This window comes from Nostoc sp., from assembly GCF_036919675.1.
Taxonomy (GTDB): Bacteria; Cyanobacteriota; Cyanobacteriia; order Cyanobacteriales; family Nostocaceae; genus Nostoc.
The window spans coordinates 80069-95544 of record NZ_JBALCP010000102.1 but is presented as its reverse complement, the minus strand read 5'-3'; the positions used below and the strand labels follow the sequence as shown (position 1 = coordinate 95544).

The 15476-nt window shown below is 42.6% G+C and carries 18 protein-coding genes, 1 tRNA gene, 1 pseudogene, 1 CRISPR repeat array and 1 other annotated feature; of the genes and pseudogenes, 16 read left to right on the top strand and 4 right to left on the bottom strand.

Annotated elements, in window-relative coordinates:
- Window positions 1-23: 23 nt before the first annotated feature.
- Complete coding sequence (locus V7K49_RS22795) at window positions 24-1082, bottom strand: glycosyltransferase family 4 protein (protein ID WP_335207624.1); 1059 nt, start codon at window positions 1080-1082, stop codon at window positions 24-26.
- A 1244-nt stretch (window positions 1083-2326) separates the two neighbouring features.
- Window positions 2327-3352 carry a glycosyltransferase family 2 protein gene (locus V7K49_RS22790; RefSeq protein WP_335207622.1) on the bottom strand — a complete coding sequence of 342 codons (1026 nt, stop codon included), beginning with the start codon at window positions 3350-3352 and terminating at the stop codon, window positions 2327-2329.
- A 154-nt stretch (window positions 3353-3506) separates the two neighbouring features.
- Between V7K49_RS22790 and rplS the strand changes: the two genes are divergently transcribed.
- The 8 genes and pseudogenes from rplS (at window position 3507) to rplL (ending at window position 8186) form a co-directional block, all read left to right on the top strand.
- Complete coding sequence (rplS, locus tag V7K49_RS22785; protein WP_298920971.1) at window positions 3507-3869, top strand: 50S ribosomal protein L19; 363 nt, start codon at window positions 3507-3509, stop codon at window positions 3867-3869.
- A 153-nt stretch (window positions 3870-4022) separates the two neighbouring features.
- Window positions 4023-4095 (top strand) — tRNA-Trp (locus tag V7K49_RS22780).
- A gap of 321 nt (window positions 4096-4416) precedes the next feature.
- Window positions 4417-4638, top strand: coding sequence for a preprotein translocase subunit SecE (gene secE / locus V7K49_RS22775; protein ID WP_298920969.1), 222 nt, complete (start codon window positions 4417-4419; stop codon window positions 4636-4638).
- Window positions 4638-5279 carry a transcription termination/antitermination protein NusG gene (nusG, locus tag V7K49_RS22770; RefSeq protein ID WP_273766608.1) on the top strand — a complete coding sequence of 214 codons (642 nt, stop codon included), beginning with the start codon at window positions 4638-4640 and terminating at the stop codon, window positions 5277-5279. The genes secE and nusG overlap by 1 nt, the downstream gene beginning before the upstream one ends.
- A gap of 6 nt (window positions 5280-5285) precedes the next feature.
- Window positions 5286-5711: a 50S ribosomal protein L11 gene (gene rplK, locus V7K49_RS22765; protein ID WP_273766606.1), complete on the top strand. Its 426-nt coding sequence runs from the start codon at window positions 5286-5288 to the stop codon at window positions 5709-5711.
- A 238-nt stretch (window positions 5712-5949) separates the two neighbouring features.
- Complete coding sequence (rplA, locus tag V7K49_RS22760) at window positions 5950-6663, top strand: 50S ribosomal protein L1 (RefSeq protein WP_335207621.1); 714 nt, start codon at window positions 5950-5952, stop codon at window positions 6661-6663.
- Between the two features lie 102 nt (window positions 6664-6765).
- Window positions 6766-6933 (top strand) — a sequence feature (ribosomal protein L10 leader region).
- A gap of 62 nt (window positions 6934-6995) precedes the next feature.
- Window positions 6996-7523 (top strand): annotated as a pseudogene (gene rplJ / locus V7K49_RS22755) (50S ribosomal protein L10); the annotation flags it as partial.
- A 270-nt stretch (window positions 7524-7793) separates the two neighbouring features.
- Window positions 7794-8186 carry a 50S ribosomal protein L7/L12 gene (gene rplL / locus V7K49_RS22750; protein ID WP_334873350.1) on the top strand — a complete coding sequence of 131 codons (393 nt, stop codon included), beginning with the start codon at window positions 7794-7796 and terminating at the stop codon, window positions 8184-8186.
- Window positions 8187-8299: 113 nt separating this feature from the next.
- Here the strand turns inward: rplL and V7K49_RS22745 are convergent, their stop codons facing one another.
- On the bottom strand, window positions 8300-8800 hold the full coding sequence (locus V7K49_RS22745; RefSeq protein ID WP_335207620.1) for a hypothetical protein: 501 nt from the start codon (window positions 8798-8800) through the stop codon (window positions 8300-8302).
- Window positions 8801-8827: 27 nt separating this feature from the next.
- Between V7K49_RS22745 and V7K49_RS22740 the strand changes: the two genes are divergently transcribed.
- The 5 genes from V7K49_RS22740 (at window position 8828) to V7K49_RS22720 (ending at window position 10948) form a co-directional block, all read left to right on the top strand.
- Window positions 8828-9133, top strand: coding sequence for a hypothetical protein (locus V7K49_RS22740; RefSeq protein ID WP_335207618.1), 306 nt, complete (start codon window positions 8828-8830; stop codon window positions 9131-9133).
- A gap of 12 nt (window positions 9134-9145) precedes the next feature.
- Window positions 9146-9430, top strand: a complete 285-nt coding sequence (locus V7K49_RS22735; protein ID WP_335207617.1) for a hypothetical protein — start codon at window positions 9146-9148, stop codon at window positions 9428-9430.
- A 90-nt stretch (window positions 9431-9520) separates the two neighbouring features.
- Window positions 9521-10120, top strand: a complete 600-nt coding sequence (locus V7K49_RS22730) for a hypothetical protein (protein WP_335207615.1) — start codon at window positions 9521-9523, stop codon at window positions 10118-10120.
- Window positions 10080-10757 (top strand): RAMP superfamily CRISPR-associated protein, encoded by a 678-nt coding sequence (locus V7K49_RS22725; RefSeq protein ID WP_335207614.1) that lies wholly within the window; start codon window positions 10080-10082, stop codon window positions 10755-10757. The genes V7K49_RS22730 and V7K49_RS22725 overlap by 41 nt, the downstream gene beginning before the upstream one ends.
- Entirely contained in the window at window positions 10757-10948 is a 192-nt protein-coding gene (locus tag V7K49_RS22720) for a hypothetical protein (protein WP_335207743.1), read from the top strand. The genes V7K49_RS22725 and V7K49_RS22720 overlap by 1 nt, the downstream gene beginning before the upstream one ends.
- 367 nt (window positions 10949-11315) lie before the next feature.
- A CRISPR array of direct repeats spans window positions 11316-11792; the repeat unit is 37 nt; unit sequence GTTTCCAACAAAGCGACGTTACCCTGTCGCCGGGAAT.
- Window positions 11793-12075: 283 nt separating this feature from the next.
- Here V7K49_RS22720 and V7K49_RS22715 read toward each other — a convergent pair.
- Window positions 12076-12756, bottom strand: coding sequence for a Coq4 family protein (locus V7K49_RS22715; RefSeq protein WP_334873363.1), 681 nt, complete (start codon window positions 12754-12756; stop codon window positions 12076-12078).
- Between the two features lie 123 nt (window positions 12757-12879).
- Between V7K49_RS22715 and V7K49_RS22710 the strand changes: the two genes are divergently transcribed.
- The 3 genes from V7K49_RS22710 (at window position 12880) to V7K49_RS22700 (ending at window position 15322) form a co-directional block, all read left to right on the top strand.
- Window positions 12880-13074 (top strand): hypothetical protein, encoded by a 195-nt coding sequence (locus V7K49_RS22710; protein WP_335207613.1) that lies wholly within the window; start codon window positions 12880-12882, stop codon window positions 13072-13074.
- Window positions 13075-13116: 42 nt separating this feature from the next.
- Window positions 13117-14628 carry an RAMP superfamily protein gene (locus tag V7K49_RS22705; RefSeq protein ID WP_335207612.1) on the top strand — a complete coding sequence of 504 codons (1512 nt, stop codon included), beginning with the start codon at window positions 13117-13119 and terminating at the stop codon, window positions 14626-14628.
- Window positions 14629-14854: 226 nt separating this feature from the next.
- The gene (locus V7K49_RS22700; RefSeq protein ID WP_335207611.1) at window positions 14855-15322 is read left to right on the top strand and encodes a DUF29 domain-containing protein; all 468 of its coding nucleotides are present in this window, start codon (window positions 14855-14857) and stop codon (window positions 15320-15322) included.
- The last annotated feature ends 154 nt before the right edge of the window (window positions 15323-15476 follow it).

The following is a 15476-nucleotide window of genomic DNA, read 5'->3' as shown; positions in this document are numbered from 1 at the left end:
TAACTGACTAATCACCAATGCCCTCACTCTGTAATTAATTCACGATACACTGCCAGTGTTTCCTGATGGACGCGGGCAACACTCAGCCACTGTAGGTTTTGATTTGCCCGCTGTTTCCACTCATGCAACATATCGGCATTGCTCAGTAATTGCACTAAAACTCCAGCCAAAGCATTACTATCTTTTACTGGGACTAAAAGACCTGCTTGCCCATTGTCCAAAGCTTCAGGAATCCCGTCTACCTGAGTGCCAATGATCGCAGTTCCAGCTTCTCTAGCTTCGGAAAGTACCAGGGGGCAAGGGTCACGGTGAGAAGCCAACACAAATATGTCACAAGATATGAGATAGCGTTGAGGTTCCGGCTGGAAGCCTTCAAAATGAATGCGTTCTTTTACAGAAGTTGCTTGTGCTTGTGCCTCAAATAGCTGTTTATCAGGACCATTTCCTACCAAATAAAGGTGCGCTTGGGGAAAATCTGAGGCAATTTGTTCAAAGGCAGCGATTAACTCAGTAATTCCCTTGCGTTGATACATCCCGGCTACGGTGGCGATCGCTGGACGTTGTAATGGTAAAGGTTGATAATCTTGTATTTGCCGGGTGCGGGGACTGCCTAAAGTTCCGTTACATACTACCCGCAACTTGTTTTCTGAAATACCGCGCCGTGCCATAGATATTCCTACAGCTTTACTAACGGCAATTACCCTGTCAGCTAAACCCATCAGCAGGCTAGAACGCTGAAATTCGTTGTGGACTGTAGAAACTAAAGCATATTTGTGCCCTTTAAAAATGCGTGCTAGTATGACTCCGGTCATCATATGTGCATGAACGATATCCGGCTGAAATTCTGCTGCGATCGCTCGGTAACGCCCAGCTGCTTTGATAATATTTATCGGTTTCCTAGTTTGGTCTAGTTGGTAGTGTTTGACACCATATGTATCTAGTAATTTCTCATATTCACCACCAGCAGAAATAACCGCTACCTCATGACCAGATTTTGCCTGTAAACAAGCCAAATCCACTGCCACATTCACAATACCGTTACCTATTTCTTGAACGTCGTTCAAAATATGTATGATTTGCATAATCTTTGAGATATGTATAAAAAATCAAGATAAGTAACTGAGTGTAAATCAACATAATTATTGAGGTTTTCAGTGACAACTCAAAAGTAGCCAGTAATACATAAAATTGACCAATAACTACTGACTAAGAGCGCTTATAACCAGTTACTTAGCTTAAAGACTTATTCAGTAACGGCTCGATAAATCGGGGTAAAACTCCAAAATTCTGAAGACTGAATCTGCTATTTCAGTCGCTATAGCCTTATTTTATATTCCCCAATGGCTATGACCAGCATAAGCCAATACCCTGGCATCGGACTTACAGCACACCAAGAAAGAACTCAGAATTCAGGAGTCAGAATAGAGAATGTATTCTGTGTGAGTGGGTGGTAAGTCAGGTTCATTGGTGTCAACTTAAGCTCAAACACCCAATTTTCCATCGTTTTAGATCGCCCAACCTCCTTAAAAAGGGAGCTAAAATTCTAATTCCCAAAAAGTGATATAACTTTATTCCGAGAATATCGCTCGGAGTTTGACCCCAAACAAAGATTTAAAGGAGATAAGGCTTATCAAGGAGAAGATTTAATTACAACTCCAATTAAAAAACCCAGAAATAGAGACTTAACAAGTGAACAAAAAGCAGAAAATGCGGTCTTGGGGTTTACCCCAAGAGGAGCAATTTTTCAAGACAGAACTAAACAAAGCATTTTCAGCCAAACGAATATATGTTGAGCATCTAATTCGGTTAGTTAAAATATTTTGAATTGTCCAAGAAAGATTTAGGTGAAATCCCCAAAAATATGAACAAGTAATTTTAACCCTTGGCTTACTTCGACTGCGCTATTTCTCTACGAGAGGCTGCGCCAACGACGCCGCTCAGTAGAAGTCAGTACAAGTCGCTCAGGGGCTCGCGTAGCGTCTCGTAGAGAAGCCGAACTGTTGACGATTTGTGGACTAGTAAGGTTGCGAATTAGAGGGCTAATATTACCAGCAGAAATATCCGCTATGTCATCAGGTTAAAATTAACGCACATTGCCTAAATATTTTTGCTTAATTATCAATAAAAAATATCTCAAAGCCTTATTTTATCGTACATACTATAGCTTTTCCTAAACAACTGAGGTACACCTAAATTTTTTATAGTAAAATAAGCAGCTTTAAATACGTACCTGACTAGGTTGGGAACCGCTATAGCTAATTTCCGATGATTGCCTTTACGTCCTATATCCTAGCCATACCAAGGCTTTGATTGTTTTCGGAGATGTCTAATAGACATTTTCAGAAATTAAATATGCGTTATCCAGAACCATTGTAGAGACGCGAAATTTCGCGTCTCTAGATTCTTTTCTGGAGATGTCTAATACAAGTTTGCGAACCTGAGAATTGTTTCCCTGAAAGTGGCGTGATGAAACAGCAGTTAGCAAAAACTTCCAAGACTGAGGAGAAATTATAGACGCATCTATCATTGAAAGAAAACTCTTGATATTTTTTTGCTTCAGCGCTACTAGAATCCAATGGAGTTTCAGGTAATTTTTTATATCCTGAAAGACGGGAATCTTTGAGCGATGTTGTTCATTTACCAAAGAGTAAATTTTCTCCTTCATCAAAATATTTGTAGCCAACCGCCGAGACAAAGAAAACTTTTGATTATACGCACCCGGCCAAATAGTGCGGTAAGCAAGACGCTGGTTGAAGAAAATAGCATCACCAAACTGAGCAATCCGAATCCAGGAATCGATGTCATCACAGTTAGCATCGAGTCTGGAGTCCCAACCACCAGTTTGTAGAAAAGCATCACGCCGGCAAGCTACTTGTACAGGTGTGCCAAAAGGTACAATCTCTAAGAGCATACCGTAGTGAATATCAGCTTGTGGGACATAAAAAGCTAAACCAGGGCCAACTTGGGGGGTACGACTGAGTTCAACTTCATTACCATCCACCTGAGCCGCCACACAAGAGCAGATTACAGCATTGGGACGAAGTGCGATCGCCTTCGCCATCTCTTCTATACAGTTGGGTGCTAAATAGTCGTCATCATCTAAAAACTTAATCCAGTCGCCGCTAGCTTTAGCAACTCCAGCATTTACGGTTGCTGCATGACCTTGGTTAACTTCGTTACGATGGTAAACAACCTTGTCCCCCAAGCTTTTGAGATATGTTTGGGTGTGATCAGATGAACAATCGTCAGCAACAACCACCTCGCACTCAATCGTTTGGTTACGAGCCGAGTCAATTGCTCTTTGCAGCAAGTTCAAGCGATTATAGGTAGTGATGACGACGCTAAATTTCATAAATTTCACCTCTGTGGTACAGCATTCTGTGAATATAGCTTTGATCTGTAGGCTGTTGTATCAGTAAAATTATCAATTTTAATAAGTAGACTGAAAGAAGATTATCGATTTATCATAGATGATTGTGAGTTTTTTGTAAGCAGACGGAAAGACTATGAACGCTCAAGAGATTATCCGCTCCATTGAAGCGGAACAGAAAAAATCGAATCTGCCCGACATTTATGTGGGCGACACAGTAAAAGTCGGAGTGAAAATCAAGGAAGGCGAAAAGTACCGTGTACAACCCTACGAGGGAGTAGTGATTGCCATGCGGAATGGTGGCATCAACGAAACTATTACAGTCCGTAAGGTTTTTCAAGGCGTGGGCGTTGAGCGGGTGTTTCTGTTGCATTCTCCCCGGATTGACAGCATCAAGGTATTACGCCGCGGTAAGGTACGCCGTGCTAAACTGTATTATCTCCGCGATCGCGTAGGTAAGGCAACCCGGATCAAGCAACGGTTTGACCGCCCTTTGTGATTCGTTCTTCAAAAGTATGGGAGAAATCTCAAGCCTCAAGCGGCATCTGCCGCTGACTTGTTCCCAAAGGCAAAATTGAGGTATGATATAAATCGCATATTGCGTTAAACTGAAATTTAGTTCAGCGCAATGACTGAATCAAAAACAGCTTGTGCGCCTTTAGTTCAGTTGGTAGAACGCAGGTCTCCAAAACCTGATGTCGGAGGTTCGAGTCCTCCAGGGCGCGCTCAAGAGCAAAAAACAAAGCCCAAAATAATTACGCAGCTGCTAATATGGCAGTTAGCGATAATAATTTTGGGTAAACTTATTGTATTTGCAGTTGTTTTGCTTTCAGTTAAGTGAAATAAAGTCGAAACTGCAAACTGGGATAACCGAATTTTAGATTTTAGATTTTGGATTAAAAAGACAAAATCTGCCGATTTTAGATTGAGAATAAATTTAAAATCGACAACCCAAAATCTAAAATTAAATGCCTTTGCCTTAAGGTATGGGGTAAATCTAAAATCCAAAATCCAAAATTGAGTGACAAACGGGGGAATAAAGGGTCGTGGCCAAAAAAAGCGAAGCAGAATTGCCAGAAACCACAAATGGGTTTAGCTTGGGCAAGTTCATACAGGGAATCAAAGAAGAACTTGAGAAAGTAGTCTGGCCCAGTCGGAAACAAATAGTGAGCGAATCCGCCGCTGTGTTGTTAATGGTGGCACTCTCCGCATCTTTGATATACTTGGTCGATGGATTGTTTGGTTGGGCAGCAAAACAGGTGTTCTGATGACTTTTGCAACAGACGAACCTCGCAACTCCACGTTGCAGTCCGAGGAAACAGGAGAAACAGCAGAAGCAGCGTCAAAAGAAGCACGCTGGTATGCAGTGCAAGTAGCCTCAGGCTGTGAAAAGCGTGTAAAGACTAACTTAGAGCAACGCATTCAAACTTTTGATGTAGCTGACAAAATTGTCCAGGTAGAAATTCCGCAAACGCCAGCGGTGAAAATCCGCAAAGATGGGAGTCGCCAGCATACAGAAGAAAAAGTTTTCCCTGGCTATGTGCTGGTGCGGATGATGATGGATGATGATACCTGGCAGGTGGTACGAAACACCTCCCATGTAATTAATTTTGTGGGTTCAGAACAAAAACGTGGTAGTAGTAAGGGTCGCGGTCATGTCAACCCGATACCACTGAGTTCTTCAGAAGTCGAACGCATATTCAAACAAACCAGCGAACAGGAAGCTGTTGTCAAAATTGACATGGCTACTGGTGATAAGATAATGGTGCTTTCTGGTCCATTTAAAGACTTTGAAGGCGAGGTGATTGAAGTCTCTCCAGAGCGGAGTAAGCTCAAAGCCTTGCTCTCAATTTTTGGCAGGGATACACCAGTAGAATTGGAATTTAATCAGGTAGAGAAACAGAGCTAAATACAAATGGCGAAGAAAATAGTAGCGGTCATTAAACTGGCCCTGAATGCTGGAAAAGCCAATCCAGCGCCGCCAGTGGGGCCCGCGTTGGGTCAACACGGCGTCAACATTATGATGTTTTGTAAAGAATACAACGCCAAAACAGCAGATCAAGCTGGAATGGTGATCCCTGTAGAAATTTCGGTTTTTGAAGACCGGAGTTTTACATTTGTACTCAAGACGCCACCAGCATCAGTGCTGATTCGGAAGGCGGCGAAAGTTGAAAAAGGCTCAAATGAACCCAACAAAAAGAAGGTTGGGTCAATTACCAAAGCACAATTGCAAGAAATAGCCCAAACGAAACTCCCCGATCTTAATGCCAACGACATAGACGCGGCAATGAAGATTGTGGCAGGAACGGCTAAGAATATGGGTGTAACAGTCACAGATTAAAAAAGTTATGAGTTATGAGTCATTCAATTTTGGATTTTAGACTTCGGCTACGCTCAGTCGAACGATTTTAGATTTTAAATTTTTTTTAATCCAAAATCCAAAATTCAAAATCTAAAATTGGTAGAGTTATGAATTTTAAATTAGTAACTCCTCATTCCTCACTTTTAACTTCCTACTCTAAAATCCAAAATTGTATCGGGGGAGAGGCGAAGCTTCGGAATTACCCCAGGAGAAAAAAATGGTAAAAATATCGCGTCGTTTGCAGACCCTGCAAGCAAAAGTAGAAGATAAGGACTATCAACCCCTAGAGGCTTTAGCCCTTCTCAAAGACACAGCAACAGCTAAATTTGCTGAAGCTGCTGAAGCGCATATCAGGCTGGGAATTGACCCCAAGTATACAGACCAACAGTTACGGACAACAGTAGGACTGCCTAAAGGTACAGGACAAATCGTCCGGGTGGCGGTGATAGCCAGAGGCGAAAAGGTAAACGAAGCAAGCAACGCTGGTGCTGATATAGTAGGTTCAGAAGAACTGATTGACGAAATCCAGAAAGGTAGGATGGATTTTGACAAGCTGATTGCCACACCCGATGTGATGCCACAGGTGGCAAAGCTGGGTAAGTTGCTTGGGCCACGTGGTTTAATGCCATCGCCTAAGGGTGGAACCGTGACATTTGATTTAGCAAGTGCGATCGCCGAATTTAAAGCTGGTAAATTAGAATTTCGAGCCGATCGAACTGGTATTGTCCATGTTATGTTTGGTAAGGCAACTTTCTCGCCTGAAGATTTGTTAGTCAACCTGAAGGCATTGCAGGAGACGATTGACCGTAACCGTCCTTCAGGAGCTAAAGGTCGTTATTGGCGCACATTTTATGTGTCAGCCACTATGGGGCCATCGATTAAAATTGATATCACCGCCCTACGAGATTTGAAACTGAGCGAAGCAGGTTAATAAGAGTTATAAGTTAGGAGTTAAGAGTTATGAGTTTTATTCCTAACTCCTGTACAGACGCGATTAATCGCGTCTCTCCTCCTAACTACTTGTTCCTAACTTTAAATTAAATAGGCAAAGCCGGAGACAGCAGGTGCTAATAGCTTAATATCCTGCCGAGGTTAAAACTCTAATTGTCAGAATTACCACCTATAAAGGTGTGATAACTATGGCATCAGGAGTCTTACTACTCAACCCCGGCTATATTAGCTGGGGTTTGTTGTTTGGGTTCAAGTTTAGAAGAAACGTACAACTAGGGCAATCACCGATTATTTTAAGGAGGTGAGATTGGAATGGGTAGAACAGTAGAAAATAAAAAAGAGATAGTAGCTGACCTCAAAGAAACTTTGAGTGAGTCAACTCTGGCACTGGTAATTGACTATCAGGGGCTAACAGTTTCTGAAATCACCGATTTACGGCGGCGGCTGCGTCCCAGTGGCACCGTTTGTAAGGTGACGAAGAACACCCTAATGGGCATTGCCATTAAAGATGATGAAAAATGGCAGCCTTTGTCAGAATTGCTTAAGGGTGCTTCCGCCTTTTTGCTGGTAAAAGAAGATTTTTCATCGGCAATTAAGGCATACCAAGAATTCCAAAAAGTCACCAAGAAAACAGAACTTCGCGGTGGTGTACTGGAAGGTCGTCTACTCAAAGAACCTGATGTCAAGGTACTGGGAGACTTGCCATCTAAGGAACAACTCATAGCCCAAATTGCTGGAGCTATCAACGCCTTGGCTACCAAGATTGCTGTGGGTATCAACGAAGTTCCTGGTTCACTGGCTCGTGCTTTGCAGGCTGTGGCTGACCAAGAGCAAAGTGGTGGTAGCACCGAAACCGCTGCTGTACAAGATAGCAGTACCGAAACTACTGCTGTACAAGATAGCAGCACCGAAACTGCTGCTGTACAAGATAGCAGTACTGAAACTGCTGCTGTACAAGATAGCAGCACCGAAACCGCTGCTGAACCAGATAGCAGCACCGAAACCGCTGCTGAATAGATTTCGTGGTTCATTAGTCAAGAGTCAAAAGTCAATAGTTAAAGACCAATGACCCATGACAAATAAATAATCAAAATTACAGGAGTTATATCAATGTCTACTGCAACCGATCAAATTTTAGAACAACTAAAAACCCTTTCTTTGCTGGAAGCTTCTGAGTTAGTCAAGCAAATTGAAGAAGCTTTTGGCGTGAGTGCTGCTGCACCGGTTGGTGGCATGATGATGATGCCTGGTACTGGTGGTCCTGCTGCTGCTGAGGAAGTTGTTGAGCAAACCGAGTTTGAAGTGGTTCTTGAATCAGTCCCAGCTGATAAGAAGATTGCTGTGCTGAAGATTGTCCGGGAATTGACCGGTTTGGGTCTAAAAGAAGCTAAAGACTTGGTAGAAGCTGCACCCAAGGCAGTTAAAGAAGGTATTGCTAAGGATGCTGCTGAAGATGCTAAGAAGCGGATCGAAGAAGCTGGCGGTAAGGTGACTGTTAAGTAGTCACAATTTTATTACTAGTTTTTTATTAAGGAGTCTGAGTCAGGCTCCTTTTTTTATTACGGTTTTTGTAAAAATAGAAATACTAGATTGGTTGAAGCGATCGCTAGAAATTGTTAAGCATCCAGTAGTGGACGGATAAAATCGCACACTTTTAATGTTTGAACTTGTCCCCGTGCGGTAGTCTGAACAGTAATGTTAACTGCTTTTTGATTATCTGCCCACAACAGGCGAATCGAACCATCATCATTCACACTTTTGATGCGTCGCATTGTGGTGTTTTCAAAATGACCACCAATAACAGATTCTACAAAAGCGAGTTGAGCAAGGTTTTCGGCAAATTCTAAAGTTCCTTGCGGATAATGATGTTTGACACTTTTAACAGAATTGCTGATTTTTTCTGAGATTTGGATTTCTGAAACGGAAGGTTCTGCTACTATTTCTGCTGCTTGGTGTTGTTGGGTAACTCGTCGCCAGAGAATCTCACCTGCTGGGGAAAGGAAAATATAATTATCAGCGTCAGGCGGTAACAGCATTCCGAGAATTCGCTCTTGATCTGGAATGGCTTTTAGCCGTTGTTCACTTGTCAGCAGTGGATTGTAGATCAGATTAAACAAGAGTATCAATGGCGGCAAGAGTGGGAATTGTGGACAAATCATGCTTGGGAGTTCTTTTGGCAGCAAGGTAACAGTATTGGCGATGTCAGGCGAAAGCTGAACAATATTAAGCGATCGCGCGACTGGATTGGCATCAACTGGCAAGGTGAAAGTTCTACTCTATCTGGTGCAGATGCGATCGCTTGGTTCGGCATGGGACGCGATCGCATTGGCTTGCGAATCCTTTTTAACGGTGGTAACTGGATGGAATGGGTTTGTCCTTGGTGGTTTCTGGAGGATGTTTTAGAGAATTATGGCGATCGCAACCACGGTAAAAATTGGACACATATATAGAATGATGTCGCCGTGCTGAAATCTCGGCACGCTTTCGGGGAAAATCAATCAGAAGTCGCTTTGGCAATGTTTGAAGTTTACTTTGGTAAAGATAATCGCGCCACCTTGGAGAAATACTTGTGGGACTGTGACGGCAAAACTGGGATTTTGGGGAATCGTCTGGAAGACTGTAAAGACAAGCATCAAAGTCTCAACGAGTGGATTATTAACCTTGCTAAAGTTGGGTTTCATCTAATGTCAGGTACAACAGAGTCCAATAGAGACCTAACCCCCAACCCCTTCCCTACGTTTGCATAGCGGCACGGAGTGTGGGAAGGGGAGTAAGAATTCAAAGCCTCTCTCCTTTTAGGAGAGAGGTTTGGAGAGAGGTCAAACAAAAAGCACTATATGTTGTTCCAATATCTAATTGTTATTGAACCTCTGGGATTGCTGTATGGCAGTGCAGGCAGGTTCCTTTCACCAGAAAATTTAGTCGGGCGTTCTGGTATCAGCTTTCCCCCCAGTGCTGCTACAGTATCGGGGTTATATGCTGCCAGTTTAAACGAAGAAGCGATCGCCTCTCTGAAAATCGCTGGGCCTTTTTGGGCGTGTAGTCAGCAACCAGAAAATTTTTACGTCCCCATACCCTTTAGTTCCTTGGTGAAACAGGGGGAAATACACCAATTGCGTTGGTATTCTGAAACACAGGAATGGCTAACAGAAACAGGTGAATCGGTAAGCGGCAAGTTTGACAAGGGAAATCACTGGATTCCAATTAATTCTTGGCATCAACCGGAAAAAATATATCAAGAACCTTGGGAATTCTTGCCGCACTTGCATCCCAGAATCGAACTGAATCAGCGCAAAGTTGATAGAGACAGCACCCAAGGCAGTCTCTTTTTAGAAAACGCCGTGCAGATGCATCCTGATGCTTGCTTAATTTACCTCAGTAACATTTCTCTGGCAGATGGCTGGTATCGCTTCCGTGCCGATATGCGTGCTAACTAAAGAAGGTCTAGAAGCCTTATGGTATGGACAGCATGTTGTCGAAAACCAAGAAGACGGCGGCACTACTGAAGCACTGGTAAAGTTTGAATATGCCTCCTTAGTGTGGTTGCCAGTGTTTTGTCCCGGTCAACCCGTTGTCTGGATTACTTGTCCCAGATTATTAAAAAGATACAAAATGATTGCGGGAATTTCCGCAGAACTTCCGGCTACTTACACTGCACCGAAGACTCTCCAAGGTAGACAGGTAGGAGTAAATCGCAAAGTCCTATTTTTCAACTTGGGATTTATGGAGATAGAACAGTCAGCAGATTTATCACAATGGATACCAATCGGTGCTGACTTACCAGAATCTAACCTTGTGGTGGTGGGAGATAACGATATTGCCATTCTGCACGACATGGCACTCTATCGTCAAAGTCGAGTCGCATTGGAAGATACACAGAAAAAAGCGAAAAAGGGAGCGTTTTTTGATGTGGAAGCTTTGCCAGAAGGTAGCGTCTTAGTGTTTCCCGTCGCTTTGAAACAAAAGGGGTGGAAACCTTTTGGTAATTCTGCATCCAGTGAACTGTATTTTGGCGGTTTGGAATCAATCGGGTTTGGTCGTTACCGTGTCACCTTGGGAGGAGATTATCTATAATGGCTTGGAATTCTTACGGTTTAGATCAAGAAGCGCAAAAGCTAGTTTTAGCAGCAAAACTGCGCGATCAAACTTCTCTCAAGCAGTCGTATAAAATGCGAATGGCTGTTGCTTACGGACTGGAACGCTTTTGGGGTGAGCATTTACGCCTTCAGAAAAACGAGCCGAACAAGTCCCAATTTGGATTTTAGATTTTGAATTGTGTACTCCGATGGTGAAGCAAGCTATGTGTAGTGTCTTGTAGAGAAAGAGTTATGGGATGAGCTTTTGGTGTTTCATCTGTTGCAATCATTGTTGAAATTGGTATAAGTTAATTTTTGTAAGTTGATTCAATGGCATTGTAAGTTGAAACAATCACATTGTCAGTCGGAACAATGGCATTGTTAGTCAATACAATGCCATTGCAGTCGAAACAATCGCATTGTAGGTCGAAATAATGGCATTGTTAGTCAATACAATGCCATTGCAGTCGAAACAATCGCATTGCAGGCTGATTGAGAACCACTATAAAGCCGTCAGCAGTGTTTGGCACTGTTCGCTGACGGTTATTTGTTTGATTATTTCAACAAAGCGATGTCACCCTGTCGCCGGGAATCCGTGGGTGCGATCGCAGGTCTTCTACCAGATATGTTTCCAACAAAGCGACGTTACCCTGTCGCCGGGAATTCAATATCTAACCTAAGGGAAAAAAGATAATTTTGGGTTTCCAACAAAGCGACGTTACCCTGTCGCCGGGAATTTCCCCCTCAACTTCGATGAAACTGGGAACCAAATGTTTCCAACAAAGCGACGTTACCCTGTCGCCGGGAATATTTCATGGTGGAATTAAACGGCCGATAGGTAATGCTGGTGTTTCCAACAAAGCGACGTTACCCTGTCGCCGGGAATATGCCTTTAACCATAAACTAAGCACCAAAGTTGTGCGGTTTCCAACAAAGCGACGTTACCCTGTCGCCGGGAATCCATTCTTACCTAACTTTTGTTATCGAGCAAAAGGGGTTTCCAACAAAGCGACCTTACCCTGTCGCTGGGAATTGCAGGGTTTTGAAACCCATACAAACAATAGCATCCAGAGATGATTTGCGCGAATTGCAAATTATGTTGCCACAACTCAACCGCAACATTCAAACAAAATCGCTGAAACCCTGACTGGACAAACAGCGCGGATCGCAACGACAGAATCAGGGTTTTGAAGATTTGCCAGAATCCGCGCAAAATCATCACAGTTACAACTAAACCGCGACTTGGAAAACCCCTCTTCACACGCCTGCCTCAAAGCCGATTGCCCTATCATTCTCTGCCATCTTGTGATCAGGCTTTATCTTAGAGGAGTGACATTTAACTCTTTACGCCAGTCTACTAGCGGCTTTTCCCAAGCCTCTTCCCACTTCTGCGCCAGAAAGGGTTTTGCCTGATACCCCAAATCGTAACCCTGCTGAATGATACGTACAAGCGGGTTTAAATCGCTGTTCATCTTGATCATATTCAGCGTTATTGCGGCAATCAACATCACTGCAAGCGGAGAGCGATTTTGCGCGAGCTGAAATGCTTGCAGCCCAAGTTCCCCAGCAGAATCGATGCCAAATCCTGTAACGGTATGCCAAATATCATGGGTTTGTCGCATCCGCAGAGCTAAATAGCTTGCGTCATCTTGAAGCTCGACTTTGCGATAAAACTCTGGATTAAGGTTAGCGGCTCGCATGTGAGAGGCATAGACAAAGCCTAACGAATCAGATGGCAGCTTGAGTAACGCTTCTAGATTGGGAGTCGGTGCAATATATTGTTCTTCAAAAAGTTGAGCGATTTCAGGATGAGACTTGAGATAGGTAATCGCGGCAGTAGAAACTTCATGGTTGGCTAACGCAGCAGCAATATCAAAAACTGCCTCGATATCTGCTCCGTTATCGATAAAGGCAACGAAACCTTGCAGACCTAAGAGAAGTTCTGGAGTAACCGAGCGACTTATATCAGCATTGATAATGGAGGGAGGTTTTGACATCGGGAAACCTTAGATAATCAAAATGAACAATGAATTGCTGGAGCGCAACTCCCACATCCCTTTATCCTAGCCCTTTCAAAGTGAACCTTTGTCCTATGAAATAAATGATGTTTTAACCCAATTTTGACACCATACATCCTACTACATATTCATCGGCTGAAAATCCCCTATATGCCTAACAACATCCCTGACGCTGCCAAAAAAGTCCCCTTGATGTTTCAAGCGCAAACCAAAGGGCGTTGCCAGATACAATATATAGATGATCAAGCCCGAAAGGAAAAGCGATCGCAACAGTCAGAACGCTGGGCTGAACAATGAATAGACAAAGCCTACCCGAATCCTCCGATATTTGGTGACGAGGTGCAAACTCGCTCTTACACCATCAGTTGGCGCTTTGTTACCAATAGCGGACAGGATGATGGTGTGATTCGTCCGGTAATTGGTGCTAGAGGATGGCCCTTTTATCCTGGTAGCAGAATGAAAGGGATTTTTCGCCGCGCTTGCACAATAGAACAAGCAGAACGCTACTGCGGCAAAGACATCAAAGCTGGAGACTTTGAGCCAGGAATTCTCCGCTTTCATGGCGGCTATCCCACCACTGACACTTGGCAAGAAAAACTCGTTGATATTGTCCATCCCCAACAGGATTGGCAAGTTAAAGACGATAAAAAGTCAGCAGGTGCTTTTGTGCAAATCTCGCTGTATAAACCAGAATTAATATTTGGTATTTCCAGCACGATTACCCTAAAAGCAAGTGAGTGGGAAACTATCTGGAACATCTGGGAAAAAGCACTTTCTACCGGAATAGGTTGTCGAGTTTGTGCAGGCTATGGACAACCGGAACACCACACAGGTGAACTTATTTACCGCGTTCAAATACAAGGGCAAGGTCAAGTATCTAAACAGTTGGATGGTACTGGTGAGTTTCGCCCGAATATATTTAGAGATGCACTGCGGGGTCATGCTTTGCGAATCTTTGGCGGCTTAACTAATGCTGATACAGCTGACCGTTTGGTAGAAACTTTGTTTGGTGGCGTGCGTTCCCATCAAGAAAAGTTCGGTTTGTTGAGCATGGCTTTTGGCGAAACTGAATTAGAACTAGAAGAATTTGGACAGCGTTCTTACACAACGCCTACCTACAAAGTTAAAGGATATCTTTCTTGGTTATTAACGCAAAACTTAGGCGATACAGAACGCGAAGCATTGCAGAAATTAGTCAAAGCATTAACTCGGTTTGCAATGCTGCTGGGTGGGTTTGGCAAATCTTGGCGACGAGCAGATCATCGGTTATTCTTACCAGAATATTATGAGCAAGAAGATCCAAAACCATTGATTGGTTGTCATTGGCAGTGGTTAGGAACAAAATCCTTAATCCAAGATGTGCGAGTCCGCAAGCTGGAACAAGTCAGCCAGTTTATTCAGGAAGTGCGTCAAGCTGCTAGCAATTGGATGCACTTGCAAGGCATTACTCCTGATCCTCATAATTATGCACCTTGGTGGGAAGCATGGCATCCAGAAACCGTGCAAATTTGGGGACGTTTGGCTGATGAAGCAGAAGACTGTGAAGCGATTCGTTGGTTACATAGTCCCTACCGGGAAGCGATTCCCAGAACCAAAATTTCTGAAGGTTCTATCTATCGCTCATCCGTGACTGGTGAAGTTGGGCAAATTGGCAAACTTTGGCATCGAATGTATCCTGTTGTCCGATTACTTCAAGACCCGAAAAAACAGAATCAACCAATGCCCAAAAAAACGAATCAATATTTAGAGCTTTTAACATTCTTTCCTAATAATTCTGATCAGTCAGAACAGTTTTTAGAGTTTCTAGAATCCCATCCTAAAAAAATATTACAGAAACTCTGGGGCAATTAATTAGTAGTTTATGAAGAGGGCTGAGTTAAAAGACCTCTAAGATATTTTACTACGCAAAACCGTCCCTCTCCGACTCCCAGAGATATAGACTTGAATTTTAGTTCAAGGCAGGAAGAGGTTCGTTGAACTCACGTTAACTCTAATAGGCGATCGCAGTACAAGTTATAATACAGTAGGATAAGCAATACTTAACCTAATCTTGTCAGATTTAAGTCAAGGAGGTTTTATGCAAAGAGTTAGCTCTAATTTGAGTTTAAAAAATCTTTATGAAATTGATGAGCATCTCTGGTTAGAAGAAACAATCAAGCTATTGAAATCTAATCATTTAGAAGAATTAGATTTAGAAAATTTAATTGAGGAACTAGAAAATTTGGGTCGTCGAGACAAAGCGAAGGTGGCTAGTTTACTAGAACAAGTTATTAGACATCTTTTATTGTTGCAATATTGGCAAGAAGAATCTCAATTTAATTCTGGACATTGGAAAGCAGAAGTTAGAAGTTTTAGGAATCAATTAAAACGCAACTTGACAACGAATTTATATCAATATTTAGAAAAGGAATTAGCATCTATTTATGATGATGCTTTAGGATATGTAATTGAAAAAACTGAGGGTAAACTAGATAGCTTACCTCAATATTGCACTTATAGCTTAGAACAGTTACTTGATATTAATTATCTACCTGAAAACCTGTAAGATGAAAATTGATGTTCGCAATAACGCATCCTACATTTAGTGAACATGGTGTGCATTAAATAATTATTGTCCAATTTAAATAATTCTTGTCATCTTTGCAATGAATAGCAATAATCGTCAAAACTCATAATAGTCAAGGGTTGTGACGATTTTA

Bases quoted from the DNA above. Each gene is read 5' to 3' on its own strand.
- V7K49_RS22795 (WP_335207624.1), bottom strand. From the start codon at position 1,082: ATGCAAATCATACATATTTTGAACGACGTTCAAGAAATAGGTAACGGT.
- V7K49_RS22790 (WP_335207622.1), bottom strand. From the start codon at position 3,352: ATGAAATTTAGCGTCGTCATCACTACCTATAATCGCTTGAACTTGCTG.
- rplS (WP_298920971.1), top strand. From the start codon at position 3,507: ATGAACGCTCAAGAGATTATCCGCTCCATTGAAGCGGAACAGAAAAAA.
- nusG (WP_273766608.1), top strand. From the start codon at position 4,638: ATGACTTTTGCAACAGACGAACCTCGCAACTCCACGTTGCAGTCCGAG.
- rplK (WP_273766606.1), top strand. From the start codon at position 5,286: ATGGCGAAGAAAATAGTAGCGGTCATTAAACTGGCCCTGAATGCTGGA.
- rplA (WP_335207621.1), top strand. From the start codon at position 5,950: ATGGTAAAAATATCGCGTCGTTTGCAGACCCTGCAAGCAAAAGTAGAA.
- rplL (WP_334873350.1), top strand. From the start codon at position 7,794: ATGTCTACTGCAACCGATCAAATTTTAGAACAACTAAAAACCCTTTCT.
- V7K49_RS22730 (WP_335207615.1), top strand. From the start codon at position 9,521: ATGTTGTTCCAATATCTAATTGTTATTGAACCTCTGGGATTGCTGTAT.
- V7K49_RS22725 (WP_335207614.1), top strand. From the start codon at position 10,080: ATGGCTGGTATCGCTTCCGTGCCGATATGCGTGCTAACTAAAGAAGGT.
- V7K49_RS22720 (WP_335207743.1), top strand. From the start codon at position 10,757: ATGGCTTGGAATTCTTACGGTTTAGATCAAGAAGCGCAAAAGCTAGTT.
- V7K49_RS22715 (WP_334873363.1), bottom strand. From the start codon at position 12,756: ATGTCAAAACCTCCCTCCATTATCAATGCTGATATAAGTCGCTCGGTT.
- V7K49_RS22700 (WP_335207611.1), top strand. From the start codon at position 14,855: ATGCAAAGAGTTAGCTCTAATTTGAGTTTAAAAAATCTTTATGAAATT.